Origin of the sequence: Microbacterium sp. SSM24, assembly GCF_025989145.1 — a bacterium.
Lineage (GTDB): Bacteria > Actinomycetota > Actinomycetes > Actinomycetales > Microbacteriaceae > Microbacterium.
Genome location: NZ_JAPDNQ010000002.1, coordinates 1 through 23,626 on the forward strand (window position 1 = coordinate 1; position 23,626 = coordinate 23,626).

A 23,626-nucleotide genomic window follows, 5' to 3' on the forward strand; every position below is an offset into this window, starting at 1 on the left:
CGAACCCGGAAGCTAAGCCTCTCAGCGCCGATGGTACTGCAGGGGGGACCCTGTGGGAGAGTAGGACACCGCCGGACTTCCATTACCGAAATGGCCACCCAACGACGGGTGGCCATTTCGCGTTAACACCCACACACGCGGGGGCGACGAGCCCTCGGCATCCCTCGGTAGACTCGAGGGATGCCGGCGCTCGACCTCACCGCGACATCCGCGGACCTGACTCGGACCATCTGCGACATCTCGAGCGTGTCCGACGACGAGACGCGGCTCGCCGACCTCATCCATGAAGCCGTGTCGGCGCTGCCGCATCTCGAGGTCTTCCGCGACGGTGACACGATCGTCGCCCGCACCAACGGCGGCCGCGCGCAACGCGTGGCGATCGCGGGTCACATCGACACCGTGCCGATCAACGGGAACGTGCCCACGCGCGACATCGAGATCGAGGGCGAGCCGTACATCTGGGGCCGCGGCACCGTCGACATGAAGGCGGGCGTCGCGGTGCAGCTGAAGCTGGCCGCCGAGCTCACCGACCCTCGCGTCGACATCACGTGGATGTGGTACGACCATGAAGAGGTCGACGCCGACCTCAACGGTCTGACACGTCTCACCGCCACGCGTCCCGATCTGTTCGCCGCGGACTTCGCCATCCTGGGGGAACCCTCCAACGGGGAGGTCGAAGGCGGGTGCAACGGAAACATGCGCGTGATCGTGCGAACGCACGGCGTGCGATCGCACTCCGCCCGTGCATGGATCGGCGAGAACGCGATCCACAAGGCCGCTCCCGTTCTGACCCGCCTCGCCGAGTACCGTCCGCGAGACATCGCCGTCGAAGGCCTCGTCTATCGCGAGGGCCTCAACGCCGTGCGTATCGGCGGCGGGGTCGCGGGCAACGTCATCCCGGATCTCTGCGAGGTCGAGGTCAACTACCGCTTCGCTCCGAGCAGGGACGCGGACGAAGCCGAGCGTCACGTGCGCGACGTGTTCTCGGGGTTCGAGGTCGACATCATCGACATCGCCGTCGGTGCGCGTCCCGGGCTCGATGCGCCACTCGCGCAGGAATTCGTCGCGGCCGTGGGAGCCGAGCCGCGACCCAAGTACGGGTGGACGGATGTCGCGCGCTTCAGCGCTCTCGGCGTTCCGGCCGTCAACTACGGGCCCGGCGATCCGCACCTCGCGCATCATGACGAGGAGCGTGTTCCCATCGCTCAGATCGATGCGGTCGAGCGGGGCCTGCGCGCGTGGCTCAGCAGCAGCCGCTGACGGACGCGCCCGCGCGGGAGCGCTTCGCCACCGTCGCTCTCCGCATCGCGCTGATCTACATCGCAGCCCGGGTCCTCACGACGATCTTCCTCGTCGTCGCTGCGGAACTCTCCGGCGTCGACTCCCGCTTCGGCCCGGACGCGAGCCTCGCTGATCTCGTTCTCGGCTGGGACTCGCGCTGGTACTGGATCGTGGCCGAGACGGGCTACCCGTCGGAGCTCCCTCGCACCGAATCCGGTGCTGTGGGGGAGAACCAGTGGGCGTTCATGCCGATCTACGCATACCTGGCGAAGCTCGTCGCGATCCCCTTCGGTCAATGGGTGGTCGGGGCCTTCATCGTCTCGATCGTCGCCGGGTACGGAGCATCCGTCGCCCTCTACTATCTGCTGCGTGAGCGGATCGATGCGGTCGCGGCGATGTGGGCGGTCGCGTTCTTCGCCGCCGGGCCGCTCGCCGCTCTGTTCCAGGTGGGGTACGCGGAGTCGCTGTTCCTGCTCTGGCTGTTCCTCGCGCTGTGGTGCGTCGTGCGCCGACGCTATCCGTGGCTGTACCTGCTCATCCCACTCATGGGCTTCACGCGCCCTGGGATCCTCGCGTTCGCCCTGTTCCTCGCGCTGTTCGGCGTGCGGCGATTCTTCACGAGGGCGCGTGAGCCGCTGCACGTGCGGGAAGTGGTGCACATCGTCGCGCTCGGAGTCCTCGCCGTGGTCGTCGGCTTCTCTTGGCAGCTTCTCGCGGGATGGGTGACGGGCGACAGCGGCGCGTACCTCGCCACGGAGCTCGCGTGGCGCCGCAACTGGATCCCCGGCGACGCGGTCTTCCTGCCGTTCGACGGGTTCCTCAGTGCGAGCGCGTTCTGGTTCGGATCGGTGTGGGGGCTGGGTGCAGAGCTCGGCTACGTCGTGCTCGCGGCATCCGTCTTCGCCGTCGCAGCGATCCTGCTCTTCGTTCCGCAGGTGAAGCGGCTGAGCGTCGAGGTGCGCCTGTGGAGCGCCAGCTATCTTGTCTACCTGCTCCTCGTGTTCTTCCCGCAGTCGAGCATCTTCCGTCTCCTCGTGCCCCTGTCGCCGCTGTGGGGCGCCGTCGCCGCACCACGTTCCGCCGTGTGGCGCGTCTCGGTTCTGGCTCTGTGTCTCGCGGGGCAGTGGTGGTGGATCTACAACATGTACGCGCTCGGGAATGCGATCTGGCAGATCCCGTGACGAATCGCCCGGATGACGTAATCCCCAGGATGGGACGCGGCGTCCCAGCCTCACGATAAACTTGTCTTCGCAGACCATCGATGAAAGGGAGCCGCAATGGCAGCCATGAAGCCGCGAACCGGAGACGGGCCGATGGAGGCCGTGAAGGAGGGTCGACTCATCATCGTGCGCGTGCCGCTCGAAGGTGGCGGTCGTCTCGTCGTCTCCGTCAACGACGCAGAGGCGAAGGAGCTGTACGACGTTCTGGGTGGGGTCGTCGCAGCCGCCTGAGGCACATTCGTTCCGCTGAACGGCCGGTCGCGAGACCGGCCGTTCGACGTTCTCCGCGTGGGTCCGCTAGTCCTGGTTGACGGTCGTGAGCTGCAGCAGCCCCTCGGCGACGATGGACAGCGCCCCGATGACGGCGGGCGATGCCTGCGTCTCCTGGATCAGTGAGCGGTAGGCCGAGGTGACGCTGTCGCGTCGCACCGGGTCGGCGACCGCGCCACCCGCCATCACCCGTGGCACGAGCACCGTGCCGCCCGCGCGCACGAGCCGCAGTCCGTGCTCGACGTACTCGATGACGCCCTCGGGATCGGCATCCACGAGCACGATGTCGTACGAGGCTTCGTTCATGCGCGGGAGCACCTCGGCCGCGCGTCCGGTGATGAAGCGCGCACGAGCGGGCGGGATCCGTGCGTCCGCGAAGGCCTGGCGTGCCGCCCCGAGGTGCTCGGGCTCTTTGTCGATCGTGGTGAGCGTCGCCCGAGGCGACCCGTGGAGGAGCCACAATCCGGAGACGCCGGCGCCGGTGCCGATCTCGACGATGTTGAGAGCCTGCGAGGCTGCGGCTATCACCGCGCACTGCGCTCCGACGGCGGCGCTGATCGGCGCCGCACCGAGCTCCAGGGCGTGTGCGCGCGCGCGACCGATGTGGTCCGGTTCGATCGTCACCTCAGCTGCGAACCGCTGATTCGCGCTCTGCTCACCCATGCCGTGCCTCCAGGCCAAAGCCTACGCGGGCGGCGTGCGCGCACTGCTCAGGCGCGGCGGTAATCTGATCTCATGTTCTTCGGCCTCACGATCGAGAAGCTGCTGCTGATCGGTGTGATCGCAGCGCTGATCGTCGGTCCCGAACGGCTCCCTCGATACGCGGAGGCGCTCGCGACCTTCACGCGTCGCGCCCGCGACTGGGTGTCGAACGCGCGAACCCGCGTGCGCGATGAGATGGGCGAGGATTTCGATGACGTCGACTGGCGCACCCTCGACCCGCGCCAGTACGACCCGCGGCGCATTATCCGCGAGGCGCTCCTCGACGACGCGCCGGTGCCGACCGTTCGCGCCGCGCAGGCCGGCGCGGCGGTCGCCTCTACCGGCGGACCGCCCGCGCCGCCGGTGAAGTCGCCGTTCCGCGGACCCGAGGACCTGCCGACTCCGTTCGACTCCGAGGCGACCTGATTCAGCGGGGTCGAAGGGGCAGCGAACGTCCCGAGAGCCCGCGTGGTTCAGAGGCGATCGCCGCCGCGACGCCGGTGATGGCGACGGATGCCGGATCGTCAGGATGTGCCACGACGGCCGGGATGCCGGCATCCGCATCGGCGCGCAGCGTGGGGCTGAGGGGCACGGAGGCCAGGAGCGGCACCGGAGCGTCCTCGCCCGTGAGCGCGGCCGCCACGGCCGCGCCTCCGCCCGAGCCGAACAGTTCGAACGAGGTGCCGTCGGGCAGGATCATCGCGCCCATGTTCTCGACGACGCCGATCACGCGCTGGCCGGTCTGGCGTGCGACGAGGCCGCTCCGCACGGCGACGTCCGACGCGGCGGACTGCGGTGTCGTGACCACGAGCACGTCGGAGTGGGGGAGCAGCTGCCCCACCGAGATCGCGACGTCTCCGGTGCCGGGAGGCATATCGAGCAGCAGGACGTCGAGGTCGCCGAAGTACACGTCGGTGAGGAACTGCTGCACGGTGCGATGGAGCATGGGACCGCGCCACGCCACGGCGCCGAGCGGTGCGTCGTCGGCACCGCGGCGCAGGAACATCCCGATCGAGATGACCTTCACGCCGTAGGCGACCGGCGGAAGCATGAGATCGTCGATCCGCGTCGGCTGAGGCACCGTGCCGTCCGGTCCGACCAGCCCGAGCAGAGGCGGGATCGAGAATCCGTGGACGTCGGCGTCGACGAGTCCGACCGCGAGTCCGCGAGCCGCGAGGGCGACCGCGAGATTGGCGGTGATGCTCGACTTCCCGACGCCGCCCTTCCCGCTCGTGACCGCGATCACGCGCGTGAGGGTCTCGGGACCGAACGGCATCTCGCGCGCGGCGCGGCCGCCGCGCAGGCGCTCGGTCAGCGCCTCGCGCTCGAGCGGCGACATGACGCCGACGTCGAGCGCGACATCCGTGATGCCCGCAACGGATGCCGCAGCAGACCGGACGTCGGAGGAGATGCGGTCGGCGGCGGGACATCCGACGATCGTCAGCGCGATGCCGACGTGGGCGACGCCGGCGTCGACGGTGATCTCCCGCACCATGTCGAGCTCACCGATCGGACGCCGCAGCTCGGGATCGACCACCGCGGAGACCGCACGCCGAACCGCCTCGGCGGTCGCGTCGCTCATCGAGACGCGCCCTCCTGCGGGTCGCGCGGTTCGAGCTTCTCGAGCAGCACGCGGAGCTCGGCGCGGAGAACCTCACGCGTCACGACCTCTTCGGAGAAGTCGTTGACCGCCATCCGCAGCGCCACGACCTCGCGCGCCAGGTACTCGGTGTCCGCCAGATTGCGCTCGGCGCGCTGGCGGTCCTGCTCGATCTGGACCCGGTCACGGTCATCCTGGCGATTCTGTGCGAGCAGGATCAGGGGGGCGGCGTAGGAGGCCTGCAGCGACAGGATCAGCGTCAACAGGGTGAAGTTCGTCGCTGCCGGATCGAACTGGAGCTGGGGCGGCGCCCAGATGTTCCAGCTGAGCCACACGAGCACGAAGATCGTCATGCCGACGAGGAAGGTCGAGGTGCCCATTCCGCGGGCGAAGGACTCCGAGAACCGGCCGAAGCGATCGCGCGAGGGCTGCGGGGTTCGCTGGAGCATCCCTCCGCGCCCGCGGGGCGCGTCGAGCGGCGTCGTGCGTGTCTGCCGGGCCATCAGCGCCTCCGCGGGATTCCGGCGGTGGCGGTGGAGACCGATGCCGCGCGCGCGGCATCCGATCCTTCATCGCTGTCGTGCGAGCGCCAGTCGTCGGGGAGCAGGTAGTCGAGGACGTCGTCGATGCTGACCGCGCCGACCAGTCGGTGGGCCTGGTCGACGACCGGGACCGACACCAGGTTGTAGCTGGCGAGTAGACGGGCGACCTCCGCGGCCGACGCCGATGCGGGCATGGGGTCGAGTGTGTCGTCGATGATGGCGCCGAGCCGTTCGTGCGGCGGATAGCGCAGCATCCGCTGGAAGTGCACGGTGCCGAGGAGCCGCCCCGTCGGGGTCTCGTACGGCGGGAGTGTGATGAACACCGCCGCGGCCAGTGCCGGATGCAGCTCGTGGCGCCGGATCAGCGCGAGCGCCTCGGCGACGGTCGCGTCGGCCGAGAGCACGATCGGCTCGCTCGTCATGAGCCCGCCGGCGGTGTCGGGACCGTACTGCAAGAGAGCGCGGACGTCCTCGGCCTCTTCGGGCTCCATGAGATCGAGCAGCTCCTCGGAGCGCTCTTCGGGCATCTGGCCCAGGAGGTCGGCCGCGTCGTCGGGCTCCATCGCGTCGAGGATGTCTGCCGCCCGCTCGTCGCCGAGCGCCTCGAGGATGTGCACCTGCTCCTCTTCCGGCATCTCTTCGAGCGCGTCGGCGAGTCGGTCGTCGGGGAGTTCCTCGGCGACTTCGATCAGGCGGTCCTCGGGTAGATCGAGGAGCGTGTTGGCGAGGTCTGCGGGCTTCAGGTCGGAGTACGTGGCGACGAGCTGCTCGGCGGACTGGGCCTCGCCGGGGTTCTGCTGCTCGCGCACCTCGGGCCAGCTCGCGAACGTCGTCGGCCCCTTCGCGAACGGCGAGGCGCTCGTGCGCGGACGACGAAGGAAGAGCTGCCCGACATCCCACTCGCCGAGACGGTTGCGCTCGATCGCGACGTCCTCGATGACCGCCGTGCCGGACCCGTCGTTGAGGTAGACCTTGCGGCCGAGCAGCTCGGCCATGACGCGCACCTCGCCGCCGCGCGGCTGGAAGCGGCGGACGTTGATGAGTCCGGTCGTGATGACCTGTCCGGTGGCGATCGAGGTGACTCGGCCGATCGACACGAACACATGCCGGCGTCCGGGGATCTCCACGACGAGTCCGATCACGCGCGGGGGATCATCTTTTCGGTAGATGACGACGACGTCTCGTACCTTGCCGAGACGGTCGCCGGCGGGGTCGAAGACGAAGCACCCGGACAGGCGCGCGACGAATACCCTCTGCGTGCTCACGCGTCCCAGCGTAGCCCGGACACCATGGGAGGATGGGGAGATGACCATGATGGGCGGACGCTTTCCGCAGGGTTCGGACGACGTCGGTCAGACGGTCGCGAGCTTCCCCACCTACGAGGCTGCCCAGAAGGCGGTCTCGTCGCTGATCGCCGGCGAGGTCCCAGCGCGCGACATCGCGATCGTGGGTCAGGGGCTCCGCTCCGTCGAGCGGATCACCGGCCGACTCGGGTATGCGTCTGCGGCCAGGTCGGGTGCCATCAACGGCGTGCTGCTGGGGCTGCTGTTCTCGGCGATCCTCGTGATCGGATCGCCCTCGGTGCCGATGCAGGCGTTCGTGGGCGTGCTGTTCGTGGGCATCGCGATCGGCATGCTGCTGAGCATCATCACGTACTCGTTCGTTCGTCGTCGCCGCGACTACGCGTCGGTCATGCAGGTCGTCGCCGATCACTACGAGGTGACCGTCACCGCCGCCGGCGTGCACCGCGCGCGACAGATCCTCGGACCGCAGGCAGCGCCGGAACCTCCGACCGCGGGTCCGGTCGCCGAGGAGCGGGTCGCGCCCGACGAGCCGCCGCGGTACGGCGAGCGCGTGTCCGCGGATCAGTCAGCGTCCGCTGCGCCCGCACCTGAGGCCTCCGCGGCCGCTGCGTCCGCGCCTGAGGCGTCCGCATCCGAGGCCGACGGCGATTCCGAGCCCGAGTCCGTCGAGCAGCCTCCCGCGGAACGCTGACCCGTGCGCGAGACCGACCTTCGCATCCCGGTGCACCTTCCGGCCGGCGAGGTCGAGGTGTCTGCGGCGTGTGCGATCCCCGACGGCGCGTGGGCGCTCGTCGCGGTGGCGCACGGCGCCGGGGCCGGCATGCGGCATCCGTTCCTCTCCGGATTCGTCGGCGCGCTTCACGAGGAGGGCGTCGCCGCCCTGCGGTTCACCTTCCCGTATCTCGAGGCAGGGCGACGGATGCCGGGGCCGGCGGCTCACGCGATCGCGACGTGGTCCGCGGTCGAGGCTGTGGCAGAGGCGCAGGCGGCAGCACTGCCCTTCTGGGCGGCGGGCAAGTCCTACGGCGGGCGCATGGCCTCGATGGCGGCAGCGGAGTCGGCGATCTCGCCTGCCGGCCTCGTCTACCTCGGCTATCCGCTGCATCCGCCCGGAAACCCGGACAAGGCCCGCACCGCCCACCTTCCCGACATCGCTCAGCCGCAGCTGTTCGTCGAGGGATCGAACGACCCGTTCATCGATCCGCACGATCAGTTCGCGCGCGCCGTCGCGTCGTGTCGAGATGCCGAGATCGCGTGGATCGAGGGCGGCGGCCACTCGTTCGAGGTGAAGGGCCGCAAACGCTCCGCCGACGAGGTCGGCGCGAGCATCGCCGCACCCGTCGTCGAATGGATCCGCCGCCGGAGTCAGCGCCCGGCCGCGTAGCCCTGCATTCCGCGCGGATTCGCCGCGGCCCACAGCGTGCCGTCGGACGTGCGTCGTCCGACCGCGGACACCCTCCCGAGCGACCAGTCGCCGGCACGGGTGACACGGTGGCCGCGTCGCTCGAGACCGCCGATGACGGCGTCGCCGAGGCGGTCCTCGACGACCGCGCCTGCGGGTGTCCACGTGCGCGGCCAGAACGACTCGGGCATAGCGGTCGTGTGCAGAGTGGGGGAGTCGATCGCCTCCTGCGCGCTGTAGCCGCCCACGATCATGCGCAGCAGGACGGGAAGCTGCCACTGGTCCTGCTGATCCCCGCCCGGCGTGCCGATCGCGAACTCGGGCTCGTCGCCGCGGAGCACCAGCGTCGGGGTGAGTGTCGTACGTGGACGCCTGCCCGGGGTGAGGGACGACGGCGTACCCGGCTCGAGCCATGTCATCTGCAGGCGCGTCCCCAGGCAGAAGCCCAGTGCGGGGATGGTCGGCGAGGACTGCAGCCAGCCGCCCGAGGGCGTCGCCGACACGATGTTGCCCCACCGATCGACCACATCCAGATGGCACGTGTCGCCGCGCGTCCGGCCGGAGGGTGAGACGGTGGGTTCGCCCGTGGATGCTTCGTCGGCTCCGGAATCCGTGCGCAGCGGGGGCACGAACGGCTCACGGCCGCGAAGCCGGCCCGGCCGGAAGTCGGCGGACGCGCTGTCGCCGATGAGCTCGCGGCGCTCAGCCAGGTAGTCGTCGGCGAGGAGCGCCTCGAGGTCGACGTCGTCGTCGCCGAACCACGCATCGCGATCGGCCAGCGCCAGCTTCTGGACCTCGAGGAGCGTGTGCGCGCCCGCCTCCGTCGACGGGTCGAGGAGGTCGTCGTCGAGCGGCTCGAGCAGCGCCAGCGCCTGCAGAAGCGCCGGGCCCTGTGTCCACGCGCCCGCCTTGGCGATCGTGCGCCCGCGGAACGTGCGCGTGGTCGCGGGCTCGTAGCCGGCTTCGAAGCCCGCGAAATCCTCGACCGTGATGACGCCCGCGTGGCGCCCGCCCGCGGAGTGCCGGTGCGGCTGCGCGGCGAAGGCCGCCGCCTCCTGCGCCACCTGGCCCATGCGCCACTCGCGGCGCGCGGCGTCGACGCGCGCGGCGCGCCCGACCGGTCCGTCGTCGCGGACGGTGCACGAGGCGTGGACCAGTCCGTCCAGCACGGCGGCGTAGGCGGGATTGCGTACGACGTCGCCCGCCGCGGGAGGCACGCCACCCGGCATCCACAGATCACCCGAGGTGGTCCACTCGTCGCGGAACAGGCCCGCCACACGGGCGATGGTGGCGGCGGCCTGCGGGATCAGCGGGTGCCCGTCGCGCGCGTACCCGATCGCGTACGCGAGGACGTCGGTCAACTCCCACGTCCCGTGGTCCCGCAGGAGCAGCAGCCAGGCGTCGACCGCGCCGGGCACGGCGGCCGCGAGGGCTCCCGAGCCCGGAACAAGATCGAGGCCCTCGGCGCGGTAGTGCGCGATCGTCGCCCCGTCCGGAGCCGGCCCCTGGCCCATGAGCACCGTCGGGGAGGAGGCATCCGCCGTTTGGAAGATGCCCACCAGATCGCCGCCCGGCCCGTTCAGGTGGGGCTCGACGACATGGAGCACGAACGCCGCCGCCACCGACGCGTCGAACGCGTTGCCGCCGCGCTCGAGCACCGACTGCGCCGTCGCGGTGGCGAGCCAGTGCGTCGACGCCGACATGCCGAACGTGCCCGACAGCGTCGGTCGGGTGGTGAAGTCCGGTGGCGGCGTGTAGGTCACGCGGAGTGCCGGGCGATCCAGGCCTCGACCTCGTCTGCCGTGCGCGGAATGCCGGCCGACAGGTTGACCGGGCCGTCAGCGGTCATGAGGATGTCGTCCTCGATGCGCACGCCGATGCCGCGGTATTCCTCGGGGACCGTCACGTCGTCGATCTGGAAGTACAGCCCCGGCTCGATCGTGAAGACCATGCCCGCCTCGAGCAGACCGTCGTAGTACATGTCGCGGCGCGCCTGCGCGCAGTCGTGCACGTCGATGCCGAGGTGGTGACTCGTGCCGTGGACCATGTACCGACGGTGGTGACCGCCCGTGTCGGCGTCGAGCGCCTCTTGCGCTGTGACCGGGAGGAGCCCCCACTCGGCGACGCGCGTCGCGATCACCTTCATGGCCGCTTCGTGGACCGATCGGAACTTCACGCCGGGCTTCGCGGCCTCGAACGCGGCGTCTGCCGCCTCGCGGACGGTCTCGTAGATGCGCCGCTGGATATCGGTGAAGCGGCCGCTCACGGGAAGGGTGCGTGTGATGTCTGCGGTGTACAGGCTGTCGACCTCGGCGCCCGCGTCGATGAGGATGAGGTCGCCGGGCACGACGGTGCCGTCGTTGCGCGTCCAGTGCAGGTAGCAGGCGTGAGGACCGGATGCCGCGATCGTGTCGTAGCCGACGGCGTTGCCGTCGCTGCGCGCCCGCTGGTGGAACACGCCTTCGACGATGCGCTCGCCTCGAGGGTGCGCCACGATCTCGGGAAGGTGCGCGACAATGTCGTCGAACCCGGCGGCCGTGACATCGACCGCCAGCTTCATCTGCCCGATCTCGTAGTCGTCCTTGATCAGACGGAGCTCCGACACGAAGCGCGTGAGTTCGTCGTCCTCGTCGAGCACCAGATCGTCGTCGTGACGCTCGAGGCCGTCGATGTGCGCAGTCGTCAGGCCCAGGTCGGCGGCGACGCCAGAAAGCGCCGGACGCGGGCCGATCCAGAACTCGCCGATCGAGGCGTCGGAGTAGAACTCCGCCGTCGTGCGGTCGGCGCGCTCACGGAAGTAGAGCAGCACATCGTGGCCCTCGTCGGCGCGAGGCTCGAACACGAGCACCGAGCCGGGCTCGGCATCCGACGCCCAGCCGGTCAGGTGCGAGAAGGCCGAGTGCGCGCGGAACGGATAGTCGGTGTCGTTGCTGCGCTGCTTGAGGTCACCGGCGGGGATCACCAGTCGCTTGCCCGGGAACGCCGCGGACACCGCGTCGCGGCGTGCGACCGCGTACGCGGACTGGGCCCGGGCGGGAGGAGACGTGTCAGGCCGCTCGGCCCAGCCCTGGGAGATGGTGTCGAGGAACCCCTGGCCGTACGGCTGACGACGGTTGGTGCTCGTGGTTGCGGGGGCCTCGGAGTCGGAGGTTGCGATCGTGTCGCTCTCGCCTGTGGTGCTCATGCATCCAGTCTGGCACGGGCCGCGGACGTACGCCCGGTCAGTCGACCGGCTCGAGCTGAACGATGAAAGGGCGGTGATCCGAGCCCGAGTCGTCCATCGATCGAAGCACGAGAGACCCCGTCGCCTCCCAGTGAGGGGAGGTCATCACGTGGTCGATCGGCGTGCCCAGCAGGGCCGGCATCGCGGCCGACCACGTGCCCACCGCGCCGTTGCCCGTCGCCACCGCGGTGTCGCGGCACAGGCCGAGATCTCCGCCGTCGATCCCGAGCTCGGCCATGTGGTCGACGGTCGCGTTGAAGTCGCCGGCCATGATCACGTTCGCGGTGCCGCACTGGTCGGCCAGCCACTGGAGATCGTCGCGCCATTCCTGCATGTAGCTCGGGCGGGGGGCGACGGCGTGAGCGGCGACGACGATCGGCCCGTCACCGCTGGTCGGCATGGCCACGGCGCTCGGCACGGTGGAGGTGTTGCTCGTCCCGTCGCGCGACGACTCGATGACGGCGTAGTCGCCGAGATCGGGGGAGATCAGCAGCGTGGTCGATCCGGCGTCCCACTCCGTCGACGGATCTTCGGCGTGGTGCGCCCACATGCGGTGTCCGAGCTCTCGCATCGCGATCGCGACCTGCTCGCCGGTCTCGATCGTCGTCTCGGGAAGCGCGACGATGTCGGCGTCCATCGCGACCGCGATCTTGGCGATGGTGGCGGGCGGCGTCGCGGGACCTGCGGTGTTCCACGTCATGACGCGGATCGCCGTCTCCGTCTTCGCGGGGAGGGCGTCCGTCCCGGTGCCGCCGCGACCCGCGAGGATCACGCCGCTCGCGATCGCCGCCGCCCCCGTGACGCACGCGAGTGCGAGCGCCAGCCCCCGGATGGGGCGTGCGATCGACAGGAGGAGGCACACGACGGCGGCCGCCGCGAAGGCGAGCGCGAGCAGTCCGCGGAAGGACACGATCTGCGCCACCGGGTAGAGGCGCTCGACATGGAAGAACGACGGCCACGTGAGGACCGCGGCCGCAATCGCGCAGAGCACGGTCACGAGAATCCCCAGAAGGCGCAGCACGACGGCGACTCTATGCGAGCAGTCTGGGAGATCCGTCAGCGCAGTCCCGCATGTCGCCGCGGTAATCTCGAAGGATGCCGGCTTCGCAACGCTTCGAGGGGCCGAGCGATCTGCACCTGCATTCGGTCCTCTCCGACGGCACGGAGTCGCCGGCGCAGGTGATGGCCGCCGCCCACCGTCACGGGCTGCGCACCGCCGCGCTCACCGACCACGACACGACCTCGGGGTGGGCGGAGGCCGCCGAGGCGACCGCCTCCCTGGGCATGACGTTCATCCCCGGAATGGAGCTGTCCGCCCGTCACGAATGGCGCAGCGTGCACGTGCTGGCATATCTCGTAGACCCGGACGACCCCGGCCTCCGTGCGATGACGGAGCGCATCCGCTCGTCGCGGCTGGACCGCGCCCGCCTGATGGCGGATCGCATCTCTCGCGACTACGACTTGGTGTGGGACGACATCGTCGCCCAGACGTCCGAGGGAGCGACGATCGGCCGCCCGCACATCGCCGACGCCCTCGTCGCGCGCGGACTCGTGCGCGACCGCACCGAGGCGTTCTCGAGCATCCTGAGCCCGGGAGGCGACTACTACGTCGCACTGTACGCACCCGATCCGGTGACGGCGGTCGAACTCGTCGTCGCGGCGGGGGGAGTCCCTGTGATCGCTCACCCCGCGGGACGTGCGGGGCTCCTGCCGATGCCGTTGATGGAGCGGATGCTGCGTGCCGGCCTCGCCGGGTTCGAGCTGGGTCACCGCGAGAACCTCGGGTCCGGCATCCGCACGCTTCGTACCCTGTGCGAGGAGCGCGACCTCATCGTGACCGGGTCGAGCGACTACCACGGACTGGGAAAGCCGAATCAGCCCGGCGAGAACACGACGTCGGACGCGATGCTCGCGCGCATCATCGAGCGCGCAACGGGAAGCGCCCCCGTCTACCCGTAGGCGGACGAGGGCGCTTCACGCGTGGAGCGGATGCCTCAGCTGAGAGCCTTCGCCTTAATGGCGTCGTACTCGGCCTGGCTGATGGTCCCGGCGTCCAGCAGCGTCTTGGCCTTGGCGATCTCGTCCGACGGGCTCGAGGCGCTGGCGACCTGCTTGATGTAGGCGTCCTGCGCCGACTGCAGCTGACGTGCCTCGGCCGCGCCGCGCTTGGCCATGCCGTTGCCCCGGGCGATCAGGTAGACCAGCAGCGTGAGGAAGGGGACGAAGATCAGGAAGATGATCCACACGGCCTTCCACCAGCCGCTGAGCTCGTGGTCGCGGAACAGGTCGCCGATCACGGCGAACAGCGCGAAGAGGTAGGCGACGAAGACGAAGGCCCACAGGAACCACCAGATGATGTCTCCGAGGGAACCCCAGAAGCCCTGGTACTCGTAACTCGTGGTGACGGCGTCGATGAATCGCACGATGCGTGCCTTTCTTATGCGAGGGGGCGACGCGACGTGCACCGCCTGCGATCAAGATAGCGCTCGCTCGGGCGGGAATCGCGGGATTTCGCCCGTATGTCGCCGTGCGACGCCTCGCGGGGTCAGGCCCCGATCGTCGGCGCGCCCGCGGAGCCGCCCGAGCCACCGCGACGGCGGCGCCGGCGACGAGGCGCGGGCTTGCCGTCGTGGTGCTCCTTGCCTCCGCCGTCGTGCGTGCCACCGCCGCCGGCCGTGCGCTCTGCGGATCCTGTCGCCGGACGCTCCACGGCACCGCTCTCGCCCGCGGCGCTGCCGCCCGAACGGCGCCGGCGCCGGCGCTGAGCATCGTCGGAGGAGCCGCCGTCGCGGGTGGCGGCATCCGTCGTCCGCACCGTCTGCGTCTTCGGCGCCGTCGCGATGCGGCCCTTGGTGCCGGCGGGGATGTCGAGGTCGGTGTAGAGGTGCGGGCTCGAGGAGTACGTCTCGACGGGCTCGGGCTGACCGAACTCGAGCGCCCGGTTGATGAGCGCCCACTTGTGCAGGTCGTCCCAGTCCACGAACGTCACGGCGATGCCGGTCTTGCCCGCGCGGCCGGTGCGGCCCGCGCGGTGCAGGTAGGTCTTCTCATCATCGGGGATGGTGTGATTGATGACGTGGGTGACGTCGTCGACGTCGATGCCGCGCGCCGCGACGTCGGTCGCGATCAGCACGTCGCGCTTGCCGGCCTTGAACGCGGCCATCGAACGCTCGCGGGCCTCCTGGCTCATGTCGCCGTGCACGGCGGCGGCGTTGAAACCGCGGTCGCCGAGCTCGTCCACGAGCTTCTGCGCGGCGCGCTTGGTGCGCGTGAAGATGACGCTCTTGCCACGACCCTCCGCCTGCAGGATGCGGGCGATGACCTCGTCCTTGTCGAGCGAGTGCGCGCGGTACACCAGGTGCTTGATGTTGGCCTGCGTGAGCCCCTCGTCCGGGTCGGTGGCGCGGATGTGGATGGGGTTGGTCATGAACCGACGCGCGAGCGCGACGATCGGGCCGGGCATCGTCGCCGAGAAGAGCTGAGTGTGCCGCACCGGGGGGACCTTGGAGAAGATCTTCTCGATGTCGGCGAGGAAGCCCAGGTCCAGCATCTTGTCGGCCTCGTCGAGCACGACCTGCGTCGCGTTAGACAGGTCGAGCAGACGCTGGTTGTTGAGGTCGATGAGGCGACCGGGGGTGCCCACGACGATCTGCGCGCCCGCCTTGAGCTGGTCGATCTGGCCCTCGTACGCCTTGCCGCCGTAGATGGCGACGACGCTGGTCGAGCGATTGGACGTCAGCATGTCCATGTCCTCGTAGACCTGAACGCAGAGTTCGCGCGTCGGCACGACGATGAGCGCTTTCACACCCGGTGCCGGGTCGAGCCCGAGCCGCTGAACGACGGGGATGCCGAAGCCGAAGGTCTTGCCGGTGCCCGTCTTGGCCTGTCCGATGATGTCCTGGCCGGGAAGGCCGAGGGGGATGGTCTGCTCCTGGATCGGGAAGGCGTCGACGATCCCCTTGGCGGAGAGCGCGTCGACGATGTCCTGGTCCACGCCGAGTTCGGCGAAGGTCGTCACGATGAGTGCCTGTCCGGCAGTGAGATGCTGCCTGGTCCGTGCCCTGGCGCGATGCCGACGATGTCGTTGCGCGGGCGGAAGTGCGATCCACGCCCTCTCTCAGCCACAGGCGCGGGAGCCCCGATCCGACGCCGGGGACGCGTCCACGATACCGGAGGGAGCGTCGCGCGCCGCATTTCGAGAGCGGATGCCGCGCCGCACCTCGCGCGACTCTAGGCTGTAGCCCGTGGTCAAGTGGTTCTGGCAGCGACGTGAACCCGGGCGGAAGCTGCAACTGCGCTCACGGGAAGACCTCGGCGACGCCACGCGCGTCGACTTCGAGGAGCTCGCGCCCGCGATCGACACGTATCTCGGCCAGGCTGCCTATCTGCAGCTCGGGTACTTCGAGACGCTCAGCGAACTCATCGCCCTCACTCCGGGGCTGTCCGACAAAGAGGCGCTCTCCCGCGCGGCGGGAGCCGCGCTCACCAAGCACGAGGCGCTGGTCGCGCTCATCCGCGAACGCGGGGACGACCCCACCGACCTGATGCTGCCCTTCCGCGAGCCCCTCGACTCGTTCCGAGCGGCGACGCACGGCGTGCGCCCGCAGGAGACGCTGCTCTCGGTGCACATCACCGCGGGGATGCTCGACGACTTCTACCTCGCGCTGTCGGCCAGCTACGGCGAGACCGGTCGGCGCGTCGCGCTGATCCTGCAGGCGGACGACGACCGCGCCGGGATCGTCGAGATCATCCTCCGCACGATCGACGGCGACCCCGAATGGGCCTCGCTGCTGGCGTTGTGGGGCCGAAGGCTCGTCGGCGACACGCTGCTCATCGCACGCGCGGCGCTGCGCCCCGCCACGCTCGGCGCCGTGGACGAGGCGAAGGTCGAGCCGGTGTTCACCGAGCTGATGTCCGCTCACTCGAAGCGGATGGACGCGATGGCCCTCGCGGCCTGAACCGTGCTGACGAACGCGGCGGCCGGTCAGCCGATCTTGAGGCGCGCGCGCTCGGCGGCGTCATGTGCGACGCGAGCGCGGGTCAGCAGGATCACGACCGGGTAGGTGACGACCAGCGGCGCCACGAACATCGAGAGCCACAGCCAGATGCTGTCGATCCCGACGCCCGCCCACGTGAGGATCATCCACGCCAGCCCGGCGGCGAACGCGCCGACGATCGGGGCGATCACGACGCCGCGCGTGCTGCGGTCGCCGATGTGGAAGTGCACCGCGACGCCGAGGACGGCGCCGACGATGAGCGCGATGAGGATCTGCATCGCTGTCAGGCGACGAAGCCGACGCGGCGGGACTCCTCGGTCCCGAGCTCGATGTAGGCCAGCCCCGACGTGGGAACGATGTAGTTGTTCCCCTTGACGTCGCTGAACGTGACGTGGGTCGCGCCGGCGTCGAGCGCGGTCGCGATCGACTTCTTGACGTCGGCCGCGGGCTCGTTGGTCTCGAAGCTGAGCTCGCGTCCGGTGTTCGCGATGCCGATGCGGATCTCCACGTGACTGCCTCTTTCCTGCTCTGCGCGCCGGTTGCCGGACGCATGGCAACTCTACGACACGGGCACCGGCGGCCAGGCCGCGCGGCGCACGCTCTCGGCGAACGGGATTGTCGGCCGCTCGCGCTACGGTCGAGGGCATGGTGTCGCGGGACGGATCCGAAGCAGCGGCCGCGCTCGACGACTCTCAGCGCGCCGTCGTCGACCTCGCGTCGACCGCCTCCGGAGTCGTGGTCGGTGCGCCGGGAACGGGCAAGACGACGGCCCTCGTGGCCCGCGTCGCGGCGCTGGTCGAGGGCGGAGTCGACCCCGACGGGGTGCTCGTGCTGACCCCCTCACGGCAGACCGCGACCGCTCTGCGCGATCGGCTCGCCATCGCGGTCGACCGCGCGACGTCCGGTCCGCTCGCACGTTCGGTCGCCTCGTTCGCGTTCCAGCTGGTGCGGGCGCACGCGGTCGCCATCGACGCCGAGCCGCCGCAGCTGCTCACCGGCGGCGACGAGGACCAGCTGATCCACGATCTGCTCGAAGGCGACGCCGAAGACGAGGCATCGGAGCCCTCTCGATGGCCGGAGTGGCTGGCGCCGGGGATCCGAGGGACGGCGGGGTTCCGCACGGAGGTGCGCACGTTCTTCGCCGAGTGCACCACGCTCGGCATCGGCCCCGACCGGCTGCGCGCGCTCGGGCAGCGTGACGAGCGGCCCGCCTGGACCTCGCTGGCCTCGTTCTTCGAGGAGTATCTCGATGTCCGGGCCGACATGCGCGGCGCTCACCGTGATGCGGCGGGGCTCGTGCGCGAGGCTGTCGGCCTCGTCCGCACGCTGGGCGACGGCATCGAGGCGCTCGATCGCGTCAGGGTGATCCTCGTCGACGACGCGCAGGAGCTCACACTCGGCGGCGTCGAGCTGCTCGAGGCCGCGCGGGGCCGTGCCATCCCGGTCCTGGCGTTCGGCGACCCCGACGTCGGCTCCGGAGCGTTCCGCGGCGCGACGCCCGAGAACTTCGCGCGCCTCGCGGCATCCCTCGGCCAGGTGCACGTCCTCGGCGAGCGGCATCGCGGAACGGCCTGGCAGGCCGAGCTGGTGCGGCGCGTCACCCAGCGGATAGGTGCGGTCGGGGTCGTCGCGCACCGCGGCTCGGGCTCGGGAGCAGAGCCCGACGACTCGGTGCGGGCGCTGCTGCTGCGCTCGGCCGCAGAGGAGTACGACGCGGTGGCGCGCATCCTGCGCGAGCGCCACGTGCACGACGGCGTGCCCTGGGGGCGCTGCGCCGTGATCGCGCATGACACGCGGCAGGTCGCGGCGCTCGAGACCGAGCTCGCCGCTCGAGAGGTGCCCGCGCGCTCCAGCGGTCCGGGACGCGCGCTCGGCGTGCTGCGACCGGTGGGCGATCTGCTGCGGCTCGTCGATCTCGCGGCGCGAGAGGAGTGGGAGTTCGACGACGTGTCGCGCGCGCTCCTGGGCACGTACGGGCGGTTGGATCCGATCGAGCTGCGCCGCCTTCGTTCCACGATGCGCCACACCGAGCTCGCGGCCGGGGGAGAACGCCCGGGCAAAGAGCTGCTGCTGTCCGCGATGCGTCAGCCGCTCGAGTTCGATCTCATCGATACCCGCGAGGCGCGCCGTGCCGCCCAACTCGCGCGCACACTCGCGTTCCTGGGCGACGAGCTCGCTCGCGGCGCGACCGCCCACGAACTGCTCTGGGCGGCGTGGGACCGGAGCGGACTCGAGCGCGTGTGGTCGGAGTCGGCGCGCGGTCACGGGCCGCTGGCGGAGCAGGCGAACCGCGACCTCGACGCCCTCGTCGCGCTCTTCCAGGCGGCGAAGCGATTCGTGGAGCGCTCGATCGACGCGGATCCGCGCGTGTTCGTGCGCGGCATCCTGGATTCCGACGTCGCCGAGGACCGCCTCACGGCGCCGGTGCGCAACGACACCGTGCAGATTCTCACCCCCGCCGGTGCGCTCGGCCTCGAGTTCGACACCGTCGTCATCGCGGGCGTGCAGGAGGGCGTGTGGCCGAACACGCGGCTGCGGGGGAGTCTCCTCGAGACCTGGCGGCTGGCGGATGCCGCGTCCCGCGTCGCCGGCGATGCGCCGGGGGTCTTCGACCGTCGCCGTTCCGCCATGCACGATGAGCTGCGACTCCTCGCCCGCGCCCTGTCACGCGGCGCCGAGCGCATCGTCGTGACCGCCGTCGATGACGACGACACCGGGCCGAGCGTCTTCTTCGAGTTCTTCCCCGACCCCGAGCGCTATACCGTCGACCACCCTCTCTCGCTGCGCGGCCTGGTGGCGCGCCACCGACGCAGGCTGACCGAGCGCGGCCGCGCCGGGTCGCCCGCGGCGGCGCACGCGGCCGCACAGCTCGCGCTGCTGGCCGACGCCGGTATCGCGGGAGCAGCGCCGTCGCAGTGGTACGGAGTGCCCGCACCGACCTCTGCAGGACCACTGCGCGACCTGGCGAAAGAAGACGTGCGCGTCTCGCCGTCGCGGCTCCACACACTGGAGGAGTGCGAGCTCAACTGGGTCATCGGCGACCTCGGCGGTGATCCGGGCGGAACGACGGCAGGGCTCGGCACGATCATCCACGCCGCGCTCGAGCACGCCGACGACCCCAGCGAGGAGTCGCTGTGGGCTCAGGTCGACGCCCGCTGGGGCGAGCTGACCTTCGAGGCCGATTGGCGAGAGCGCGCCGAGAAGACCCGGGCGCGCGACCTGGTCCGCCGCCTGCACCTGTATCTCAGACGCTTCGACGATGCGGGCGGGAAGCTCATCGGCGCCGAACCGCATTTCGAGGTCGCGATCCCGCTCGACGATGCTGAGGCCTTCGAGCACGGCGCGATCCTGTCGGGGTACATCGACCGCGTCGAGCTCACGCCCGAGGGCGCCGTCGTCATCATGGATCTCAAGACGGGCAAGCGTGAGCCGCAGACCGACGCGAAGGTGGTCGACAATCCTCAGCTCGGCGCCTACCAGCTCGCGTTCGAAGCCGGCGCGATCCCCGAAGCGGGCGGTCATCCGGCTGGCGGCGCGAAGCTCCTGGTGCTGCGGCCGACCGCGACGCGGTCCGACTACGTCACCCCGTGGCAGCCGCCGTTCGACGACGTGCGCCGAGACGCGTTCCTCGCGCGCATCCGCTCCGCCGTCACGATCATGCGCGGTGTCTCCTTCAGCGCCCCCTACGAGGAGCACTGCCGCGACGACCACTCGTACGGCCTGTGCCGAATCCATACGATCGGCGCGGTGAGCGCCTCATGACCGTGTCCGCTCCTCCCGTGCTGCTGTCGGCGCGGGTCATCGCCGCCGCGCTCGGACAGTTCCCGCCCACCGACGAGCAGGCTGCCGTGATCGAGGCCCCGCTCGCCCCCGCGCTCGTCGTGGCGGGAGCGGGGAGCGGCAAGACCGAGACGATGGCGTCGCGTGTGGTGTGGCTCGTCGCGAACGGGCTGGTGCGTCGCGACCAGGTGCTCGGACTCACCTTCACCCGCAAGGCCGCGGGAGAGCTGGCCGAGCGGATCCAGCGCCGCCTCGCGCGACTCGCCGAGTTCGAGCGACGAGGGCTCGTGCCCGCGCTGCCGGGCATGCACGAGAGCGGCCGGCTCGCCGTGTTCGGCGAGCTCGAGCGCGCGGGGGGCGACGGCACGCGCACCGCGGTCGCGCGCAGCGAGGCCTTGGATGCGCTGGCGCGGTCGGTCGGGGCCGCACCTCAGGACGCCGACGACGATGCGCTCCTGCACCGTCCGACCGTGTCGACCTACAACAGCTTCGCGGACCAGATCGTGCGCGAGCACGCTGTGCGCATCGGACGGGATGCCGAGGCCGCCGTGCTCTCGGAGTCCGCGGCGTGGCTGCTGATGCGCCGTGTCGTGTTCGCGTCCGACGATCCCCGCCTCGAGGGGCGCGTCGAGGCGGTGCGCACCATCATCGACGGGGCACTCCGGATCGCGCGCGACGGGGTCGACAATCTCGTCGACCTCGACGAGCTCGCGGCCTTCCCCGACGCGTTCGAGCGGGTGCTCGAGCTGCCGTCCACCAACGCGCGCACCGTCGTCTACGCCGACGTCGCGGAGGCGTCCGAGAAGGTGGGCGCCCTGTCGATGCTTGCCGACCTCGCGAGGGCATACGCCGCCGAGAAGCGCCGCATCGGCGTGATCGACTTCTCCGATCAGGTCGCCGGTGCGCTCGACGTCGTGCGAAGCCACGGGGTGGTCGCCGAAGACCTTCGCGACCGGTATCGCGTCGTGCTCCTGGACGAGTACCAGGACACGTCCGTCGTGCAGACCGATCTGCTGGCGATGCTGTTCGCCGGAACCGGGGTGATGGCCGTCGGCGACCCCCATCAGGCGATCTACGGCTGGCGCGGCGCGAGTGCCGGCAACCTCGGCGGATTCCCCCGTGCCTTCGCGGGGGAGCGGGACTGCGCCGAGTACACGCTCCTCACGAGCTGGCGCAACAGTGCCGGTGTGCTGACCGCCGCCAACGCCGTGCTCGCGCCGCTCGCGGCATCCGCTGCCGTCCCGGTGCAGGAGCTCCGGGCGCGCCCCGGTGCCCCCGCGGGGGTGATCGAGTGCGCCTTCGACGCCGACCTCGACATCGAGACCGATCGCGTCGCGGCGTGGTTCGAGACGGTGCGTGCCGAGCGTCGGCACGCGGGGCTCACCACCACCGGCGCGATCCTCTTCCGCAGCAAGAAGCACATGGTGCGCTTCGGCGACGCCCTCGGCCGACGCGGCATCCCTCATCGCATCCTCGGCCTGGGCGGTCTGCTGTCCACGCCCGAAGTGGTGGATGTCGTCAGCGCGCTGCGCGTGGTGAGCGACCCGAGCGCGGGCTCCGCCCTCATCCGGCTTCTGTCCGGGCCGCGCTGGGCCATCGGACTCCCCGACCTTCGCGAGCTGGCCGCGCTCGCGCGCCGTATCGCGCGACACGATGCTGCGCTCCAGCCGCTGGCGCCCGAGGTGGTCGAGCAGATCCGGTCGGGGGCCGGCGATGACGACGGCTCGCTGGTGGACGCGCTCGACTTCGTGCTGCGGCATCCGGTCGATCACGGCTGGCTCTCGGGCTTCACCGCGGGGGCGCGCGAGCGGCTGCGCGAGGCGGGCGCCGTGTTCGCGGGGCTCCGGCAGGCGGTCGGGATGCCCGTCCCCGAGCTGGTCCGGCTCATCGAGGGGGAGCTCCGTCTCGACGTCGAACTCGCGGCGAATGAGGCGCGCGGGCCATCGCGGATCGCGTCGGCGCAGCTCCGCGCATTCGTCGACGAGCTTCACGCGTTCCTCGCCGCCGATGAGACGGGGTCGCTGTCGAGCCTGCTGGCCTGGCTCGACCATGCGGAGCAGCTGGACGAGTTCGCTCCCCGCACCGAGCCCCCCGAGGACGACGTGGTGCAGCTCCTCACGATCCACGGCTCGAAGGGTCTCGAGTGGGATGCCGTCGCTGTCGTGCGGCTCGTGAAGGACGAGCTGCCCAGTGCGCCTCGCGACACCAAGGCGTGGCTGGGATTCGGTGTGCTTCCGTACGCGTTCCGGGGCGACGCCGCGTGGCTCCCCACGCTGGCGTGGCGTTCGGCGCAGACGCAGCAGGAACTCAAGGCGGCCCTCGACGACTTCATCGCCGCGAACCGCGCGCGACAGCTCGAGGAGGATCGCCGGCTCGCTTACGTGGCGGTGACTCGCGCGCGGGATCATCTGCTGCTGACCGGATCGAGCTGGTCGGGAACCAAGCGGCCTCGCGAGCGCAGCCCGTTCTACGGCGAGATCACCGACGCCCTCGGCGTCGTCGAACCGGAGCTCGACGCGGGGGAGAACCCGTACCTCGGCGAGCGTCGGGTACTGCAATGGCCGATCGACCCGCTCGGTTCGCGGCGCGACACGGTCGAGCGCGCGGCGTCGATCGCCGCCGAGGCGATCGATGCTCCGCGTGCAGAGCCCGAGCGGGACCTGGCGCTGCTGCTGGCGGAGCGTCAGGCGCGGCGAGCCGCGCCTGAGCATGCGGCGCCGACGCGCATCGCGGCGTCGCGCTACAAGGAGTTCGTCTCGGACTACGCCGGCACGGTGGCCGCGATCGCGCGTCCGCTGCCCGAGCGGCCGTTCCGTCAGACGCGCCTGGGCACGCTCTTCCACGCGTGGGTCGAGCAGCGTGCGGGGCGTCCGGGGCTGGGCGGATCGATCGACGATGCGCTGTGGGAGAGCGACGAGGACGCCCCCGGCTCGACGTCGTCTGCCGAAGACGCCGCGTCCTTGGATGCGCTGCGCGCCCGCTTCCTCGCCTCCGAGTGGGCGCCCCTGCGCCCCCTCGAGGTCGAGACCGAGATCGACTTCACCCTCACCGACCTCGACGGGCGTCCGCACGTCGTCATCTGCAAGCTCGATGCCGTCTACCGGCGCGACGACCGGGGCGGACGCATCGAGATCGTGGACTGGAAGACCGGCGCCGCACCTCGCACCGCGGCCGAACGCGAAGAGCGGATGCTGCAGCTCGAGCTCTACCGTCGCGCGTATCACGCCAAGCACGGCGTCGCTCTGGACGAGATCGACGTCGCGCTCTACTACGTCGCCGAGGACCTCATCCTCCGCGGCTGATCG

21 protein-coding genes and 1 rRNA gene are annotated in these 23,626 nt (G+C 70.7%); 11 read left to right on the forward strand and 11 right to left on the reverse strand.

What is annotated here, in order from left to right; all coding sequences use genetic code 11:
- The 4 genes from rrf to OL358_RS11975 form a co-directional block, all read left to right on the forward strand.
- Nucleotides 1-77: ribosomal RNA gene (gene rrf / locus OL358_RS11960) — 5S ribosomal RNA — on the forward strand; the annotation flags it as partial.
- Nucleotides 78-180: 103 nt separating this feature from the next.
- Nucleotides 181-1,260 carry a succinyl-diaminopimelate desuccinylase gene (gene dapE, locus OL358_RS11965; protein WP_264710295.1) on the forward strand — a complete coding sequence of 360 codons (1,080 nt, stop codon included), beginning with the start codon at nt 181-183 and terminating at the stop codon, nt 1,258-1,260.
- A complete protein-coding gene (locus tag OL358_RS11970; RefSeq protein ID WP_264710296.1) occupies nt 1,239-2,462 on the forward strand; it encodes a hypothetical protein in 1,224 nt (407 codons plus the stop codon). The genes dapE and OL358_RS11970 overlap by 22 nt, the downstream gene beginning before the upstream one ends.
- Nucleotides 2,463-2,558: 96 nt before the next feature.
- Complete coding sequence (locus tag OL358_RS11975; protein ID WP_082569411.1) at nt 2,559-2,732, forward strand: DUF3117 domain-containing protein; 174 nt, start codon at nt 2,559-2,561, stop codon at nt 2,730-2,732.
- A 66-nt stretch (nt 2,733-2,798) separates the two neighbouring features.
- Here the strand turns inward: OL358_RS11975 and OL358_RS11980 are convergent, their stop codons facing one another.
- Nucleotides 2,799-3,434, reverse strand: coding sequence for an O-methyltransferase (locus tag OL358_RS11980; protein WP_264710297.1), 636 nt, complete (start codon nt 3,432-3,434; stop codon nt 2,799-2,801).
- A 72-nt stretch (nt 3,435-3,506) separates the two neighbouring features.
- Between OL358_RS11980 and OL358_RS11985 the strand changes: the two genes are divergently transcribed.
- Nucleotides 3,507-3,899 (forward strand): Sec-independent protein translocase TatB, encoded by a 393-nt coding sequence (locus tag OL358_RS11985; RefSeq protein ID WP_264710298.1) that lies wholly within the window; start codon nt 3,507-3,509, stop codon nt 3,897-3,899.
- Nucleotide 3,900: 1 nt separating this feature from the next.
- Here OL358_RS11985 and OL358_RS11990 read toward each other — a convergent pair whose 3' ends face one another.
- Genes OL358_RS11990 through OL358_RS12000 form a run of 3 tightly spaced genes read right to left on the reverse strand, consistent with a single transcriptional unit; the run spans nt 3,901 to nt 6,880 of the window.
- The gene (locus OL358_RS11990) at nt 3,901-5,055 is read right to left on the reverse strand and encodes an Mrp/NBP35 family ATP-binding protein (RefSeq protein WP_264710299.1); all 1,155 of its coding nucleotides are present in this window, start codon (nt 5,053-5,055) and stop codon (nt 3,901-3,903) included.
- Nucleotides 5,052-5,576: a DUF1003 domain-containing protein gene (locus tag OL358_RS11995; protein WP_264710300.1), complete on the reverse strand. Its 525-nt coding sequence runs from the start codon at nt 5,574-5,576 to the stop codon at nt 5,052-5,054. Before OL358_RS11995 ends, OL358_RS11990 begins: the two co-directional genes overlap by 4 nt.
- On the reverse strand, nt 5,576-6,880 hold the full coding sequence (locus OL358_RS12000; protein ID WP_264710301.1) for a magnesium transporter MgtE N-terminal domain-containing protein: 1,305 nt from the start codon (nt 6,878-6,880) through the stop codon (nt 5,576-5,578). The genes OL358_RS11995 and OL358_RS12000 overlap by 1 nt, the downstream gene beginning before the upstream one ends.
- Before the next feature lie 40 nt (nt 6,881-6,920).
- Here OL358_RS12000 and OL358_RS12005 point away from each other — a divergent pair, with 40 nt between their 5' ends.
- Both OL358_RS12005 and OL358_RS12010 read left to right on the forward strand, forming a co-directional pair.
- Nucleotides 6,921-7,610: a general stress protein gene (locus OL358_RS12005; RefSeq protein ID WP_264710302.1), complete on the forward strand. Its 690-nt coding sequence runs from the start codon at nt 6,921-6,923 to the stop codon at nt 7,608-7,610.
- 3 nt (nt 7,611-7,613) lie between these two features.
- Nucleotides 7,614-8,303 (forward strand): alpha/beta family hydrolase, encoded by a 690-nt coding sequence (locus OL358_RS12010; protein ID WP_264710303.1) that lies wholly within the window; start codon nt 7,614-7,616, stop codon nt 8,301-8,303.
- Here the strand turns inward: OL358_RS12010 and OL358_RS12015 are convergent.
- Genes OL358_RS12015 through OL358_RS12025 form a run of 3 tightly spaced genes read right to left on the reverse strand, consistent with a single transcriptional unit; the run spans nt 8,285 to nt 12,565 of the window.
- On the reverse strand, nt 8,285-10,084 hold the full coding sequence (locus OL358_RS12015; protein ID WP_264710304.1) for a gamma-glutamyltransferase family protein: 1,800 nt from the start codon (nt 10,082-10,084) through the stop codon (nt 8,285-8,287). The two genes, OL358_RS12010 and OL358_RS12015, sit on opposite strands and share 19 nt — an antisense overlap.
- Complete coding sequence (locus tag OL358_RS12020) at nt 10,081-11,505, reverse strand: aminopeptidase P family protein (protein ID WP_264710305.1); 1,425 nt, start codon at nt 11,503-11,505, stop codon at nt 10,081-10,083. The genes OL358_RS12015 and OL358_RS12020 overlap by 4 nt, the downstream gene beginning before the upstream one ends.
- Before the next feature lie 37 nt (nt 11,506-11,542).
- Nucleotides 11,543-12,565, reverse strand: a complete 1,023-nt coding sequence (locus tag OL358_RS12025) for an endonuclease/exonuclease/phosphatase family protein (protein WP_264710306.1) — start codon at nt 12,563-12,565, stop codon at nt 11,543-11,545.
- Between the two features lie 74 nt (nt 12,566-12,639).
- Here OL358_RS12025 and OL358_RS12030 point away from each other — a divergent pair, with 74 nt between their 5' ends.
- Nucleotides 12,640-13,503, forward strand: a complete 864-nt coding sequence (locus tag OL358_RS12030) for a PHP domain-containing protein (RefSeq protein ID WP_264710307.1) — start codon at nt 12,640-12,642, stop codon at nt 13,501-13,503.
- A 35-nt stretch (nt 13,504-13,538) separates the two neighbouring features.
- Here the strand turns inward: OL358_RS12030 and OL358_RS12035 are convergent, their stop codons facing one another.
- Together OL358_RS12035 and OL358_RS12040 are read right to left on the reverse strand one after the other, a co-directional pair.
- Nucleotides 13,539-13,967, reverse strand: a complete 429-nt coding sequence (locus OL358_RS12035) for an SHOCT domain-containing protein (RefSeq protein WP_264710308.1) — start codon at nt 13,965-13,967, stop codon at nt 13,539-13,541.
- Between the two features lie 122 nt (nt 13,968-14,089).
- The gene (locus OL358_RS12040) at nt 14,090-15,562 is read right to left on the reverse strand and encodes a DEAD/DEAH box helicase (RefSeq protein WP_264710309.1); all 1,473 of its coding nucleotides are present in this window, start codon (nt 15,560-15,562) and stop codon (nt 14,090-14,092) included.
- 226 nt (nt 15,563-15,788) lie between these two features.
- Between OL358_RS12040 and OL358_RS12045 the strand changes: the two genes are divergently transcribed.
- The gene (locus OL358_RS12045) at nt 15,789-16,502 is read left to right on the forward strand and encodes a ferritin-like domain-containing protein (protein ID WP_264710310.1); all 714 of its coding nucleotides are present in this window, start codon (nt 15,789-15,791) and stop codon (nt 16,500-16,502) included.
- A gap of 26 nt (nt 16,503-16,528) precedes the next feature.
- Here OL358_RS12045 and OL358_RS12050 read toward each other — a convergent pair whose 3' ends face one another.
- Together OL358_RS12050 and OL358_RS12055 are read right to left on the reverse strand one after the other, a co-directional pair.
- The gene (locus tag OL358_RS12050; protein WP_264710311.1) at nt 16,529-16,819 is read right to left on the reverse strand and encodes a hypothetical protein; all 291 of its coding nucleotides are present in this window, start codon (nt 16,817-16,819) and stop codon (nt 16,529-16,531) included.
- Nucleotides 16,820-16,824: 5 nt separating this feature from the next.
- The gene (locus OL358_RS12055) at nt 16,825-17,049 is read right to left on the reverse strand and encodes a DUF3107 domain-containing protein (RefSeq protein ID WP_264710312.1); all 225 of its coding nucleotides are present in this window, start codon (nt 17,047-17,049) and stop codon (nt 16,825-16,827) included.
- Nucleotides 17,050-17,186: 137 nt separating this feature from the next.
- Between OL358_RS12055 and OL358_RS12060 the strand changes: the two genes are divergently transcribed.
- Together OL358_RS12060 and OL358_RS12065 are read left to right on the forward strand one after the other, a co-directional pair.
- Nucleotides 17,187-20,303, forward strand: coding sequence for an ATP-dependent helicase (locus tag OL358_RS12060; protein ID WP_264710313.1), 3,117 nt, complete (start codon nt 17,187-17,189; stop codon nt 20,301-20,303).
- Nucleotides 20,300-23,623 (forward strand): ATP-dependent DNA helicase, encoded by a 3,324-nt coding sequence (locus OL358_RS12065; protein WP_264710314.1) that lies wholly within the window; start codon nt 20,300-20,302, stop codon nt 23,621-23,623. Before OL358_RS12060 ends, OL358_RS12065 begins: the two co-directional genes overlap by 4 nt.
- Nucleotides 23,624-23,626: the final 3 nt, after the last annotated feature.

Excerpts from the sequence above, each read along its gene's own strand:
- dapE (WP_264710295.1), top strand. The coding sequence starts at position 181 with ATGCCGGCGCTCGACCTCACCGCGACATCCGCGGACCTGACTCGGACC.
- OL358_RS11975 (WP_082569411.1), top strand. The coding sequence starts at position 2,559 with ATGGCAGCCATGAAGCCGCGAACCGGAGACGGGCCGATGGAGGCCGTG.
- OL358_RS11980 (WP_264710297.1), bottom strand. The coding sequence starts at position 3,434 with ATGGGTGAGCAGAGCGCGAATCAGCGGTTCGCAGCTGAGGTGACGATC.
- OL358_RS11985 (WP_264710298.1), top strand. The coding sequence starts at position 3,507 with ATGTTCTTCGGCCTCACGATCGAGAAGCTGCTGCTGATCGGTGTGATC.
- OL358_RS11990 (WP_264710299.1), bottom strand. The coding sequence starts at position 5,055 with ATGAGCGACGCGACCGCCGAGGCGGTTCGGCGTGCGGTCTCCGCGGTG.
- OL358_RS11995 (WP_264710300.1), bottom strand. The coding sequence starts at position 5,576 with ATGGCCCGGCAGACACGCACGACGCCGCTCGACGCGCCCCGCGGGCGC.
- OL358_RS12005 (WP_264710302.1), top strand. The coding sequence starts at position 6,921 with ATGACCATGATGGGCGGACGCTTTCCGCAGGGTTCGGACGACGTCGGT.
- OL358_RS12020 (WP_264710305.1), bottom strand. The coding sequence starts at position 11,505 with ATGAGCACCACAGGCGAGAGCGACACGATCGCAACCTCCGACTCCGAG.
- OL358_RS12030 (WP_264710307.1), top strand. The coding sequence starts at position 12,640 with ATGCCGGCTTCGCAACGCTTCGAGGGGCCGAGCGATCTGCACCTGCAT.
- OL358_RS12050 (WP_264710311.1), bottom strand. The coding sequence starts at position 16,819 with ATGCAGATCCTCATCGCGCTCATCGTCGGCGCCGTCCTCGGCGTCGCG.
- OL358_RS12060 (WP_264710313.1), top strand. The coding sequence starts at position 17,187 with ATGGTGTCGCGGGACGGATCCGAAGCAGCGGCCGCGCTCGACGACTCT.
- OL358_RS12065 (WP_264710314.1), top strand. The coding sequence starts at position 20,300 with ATGACCGTGTCCGCTCCTCCCGTGCTGCTGTCGGCGCGGGTCATCGCC.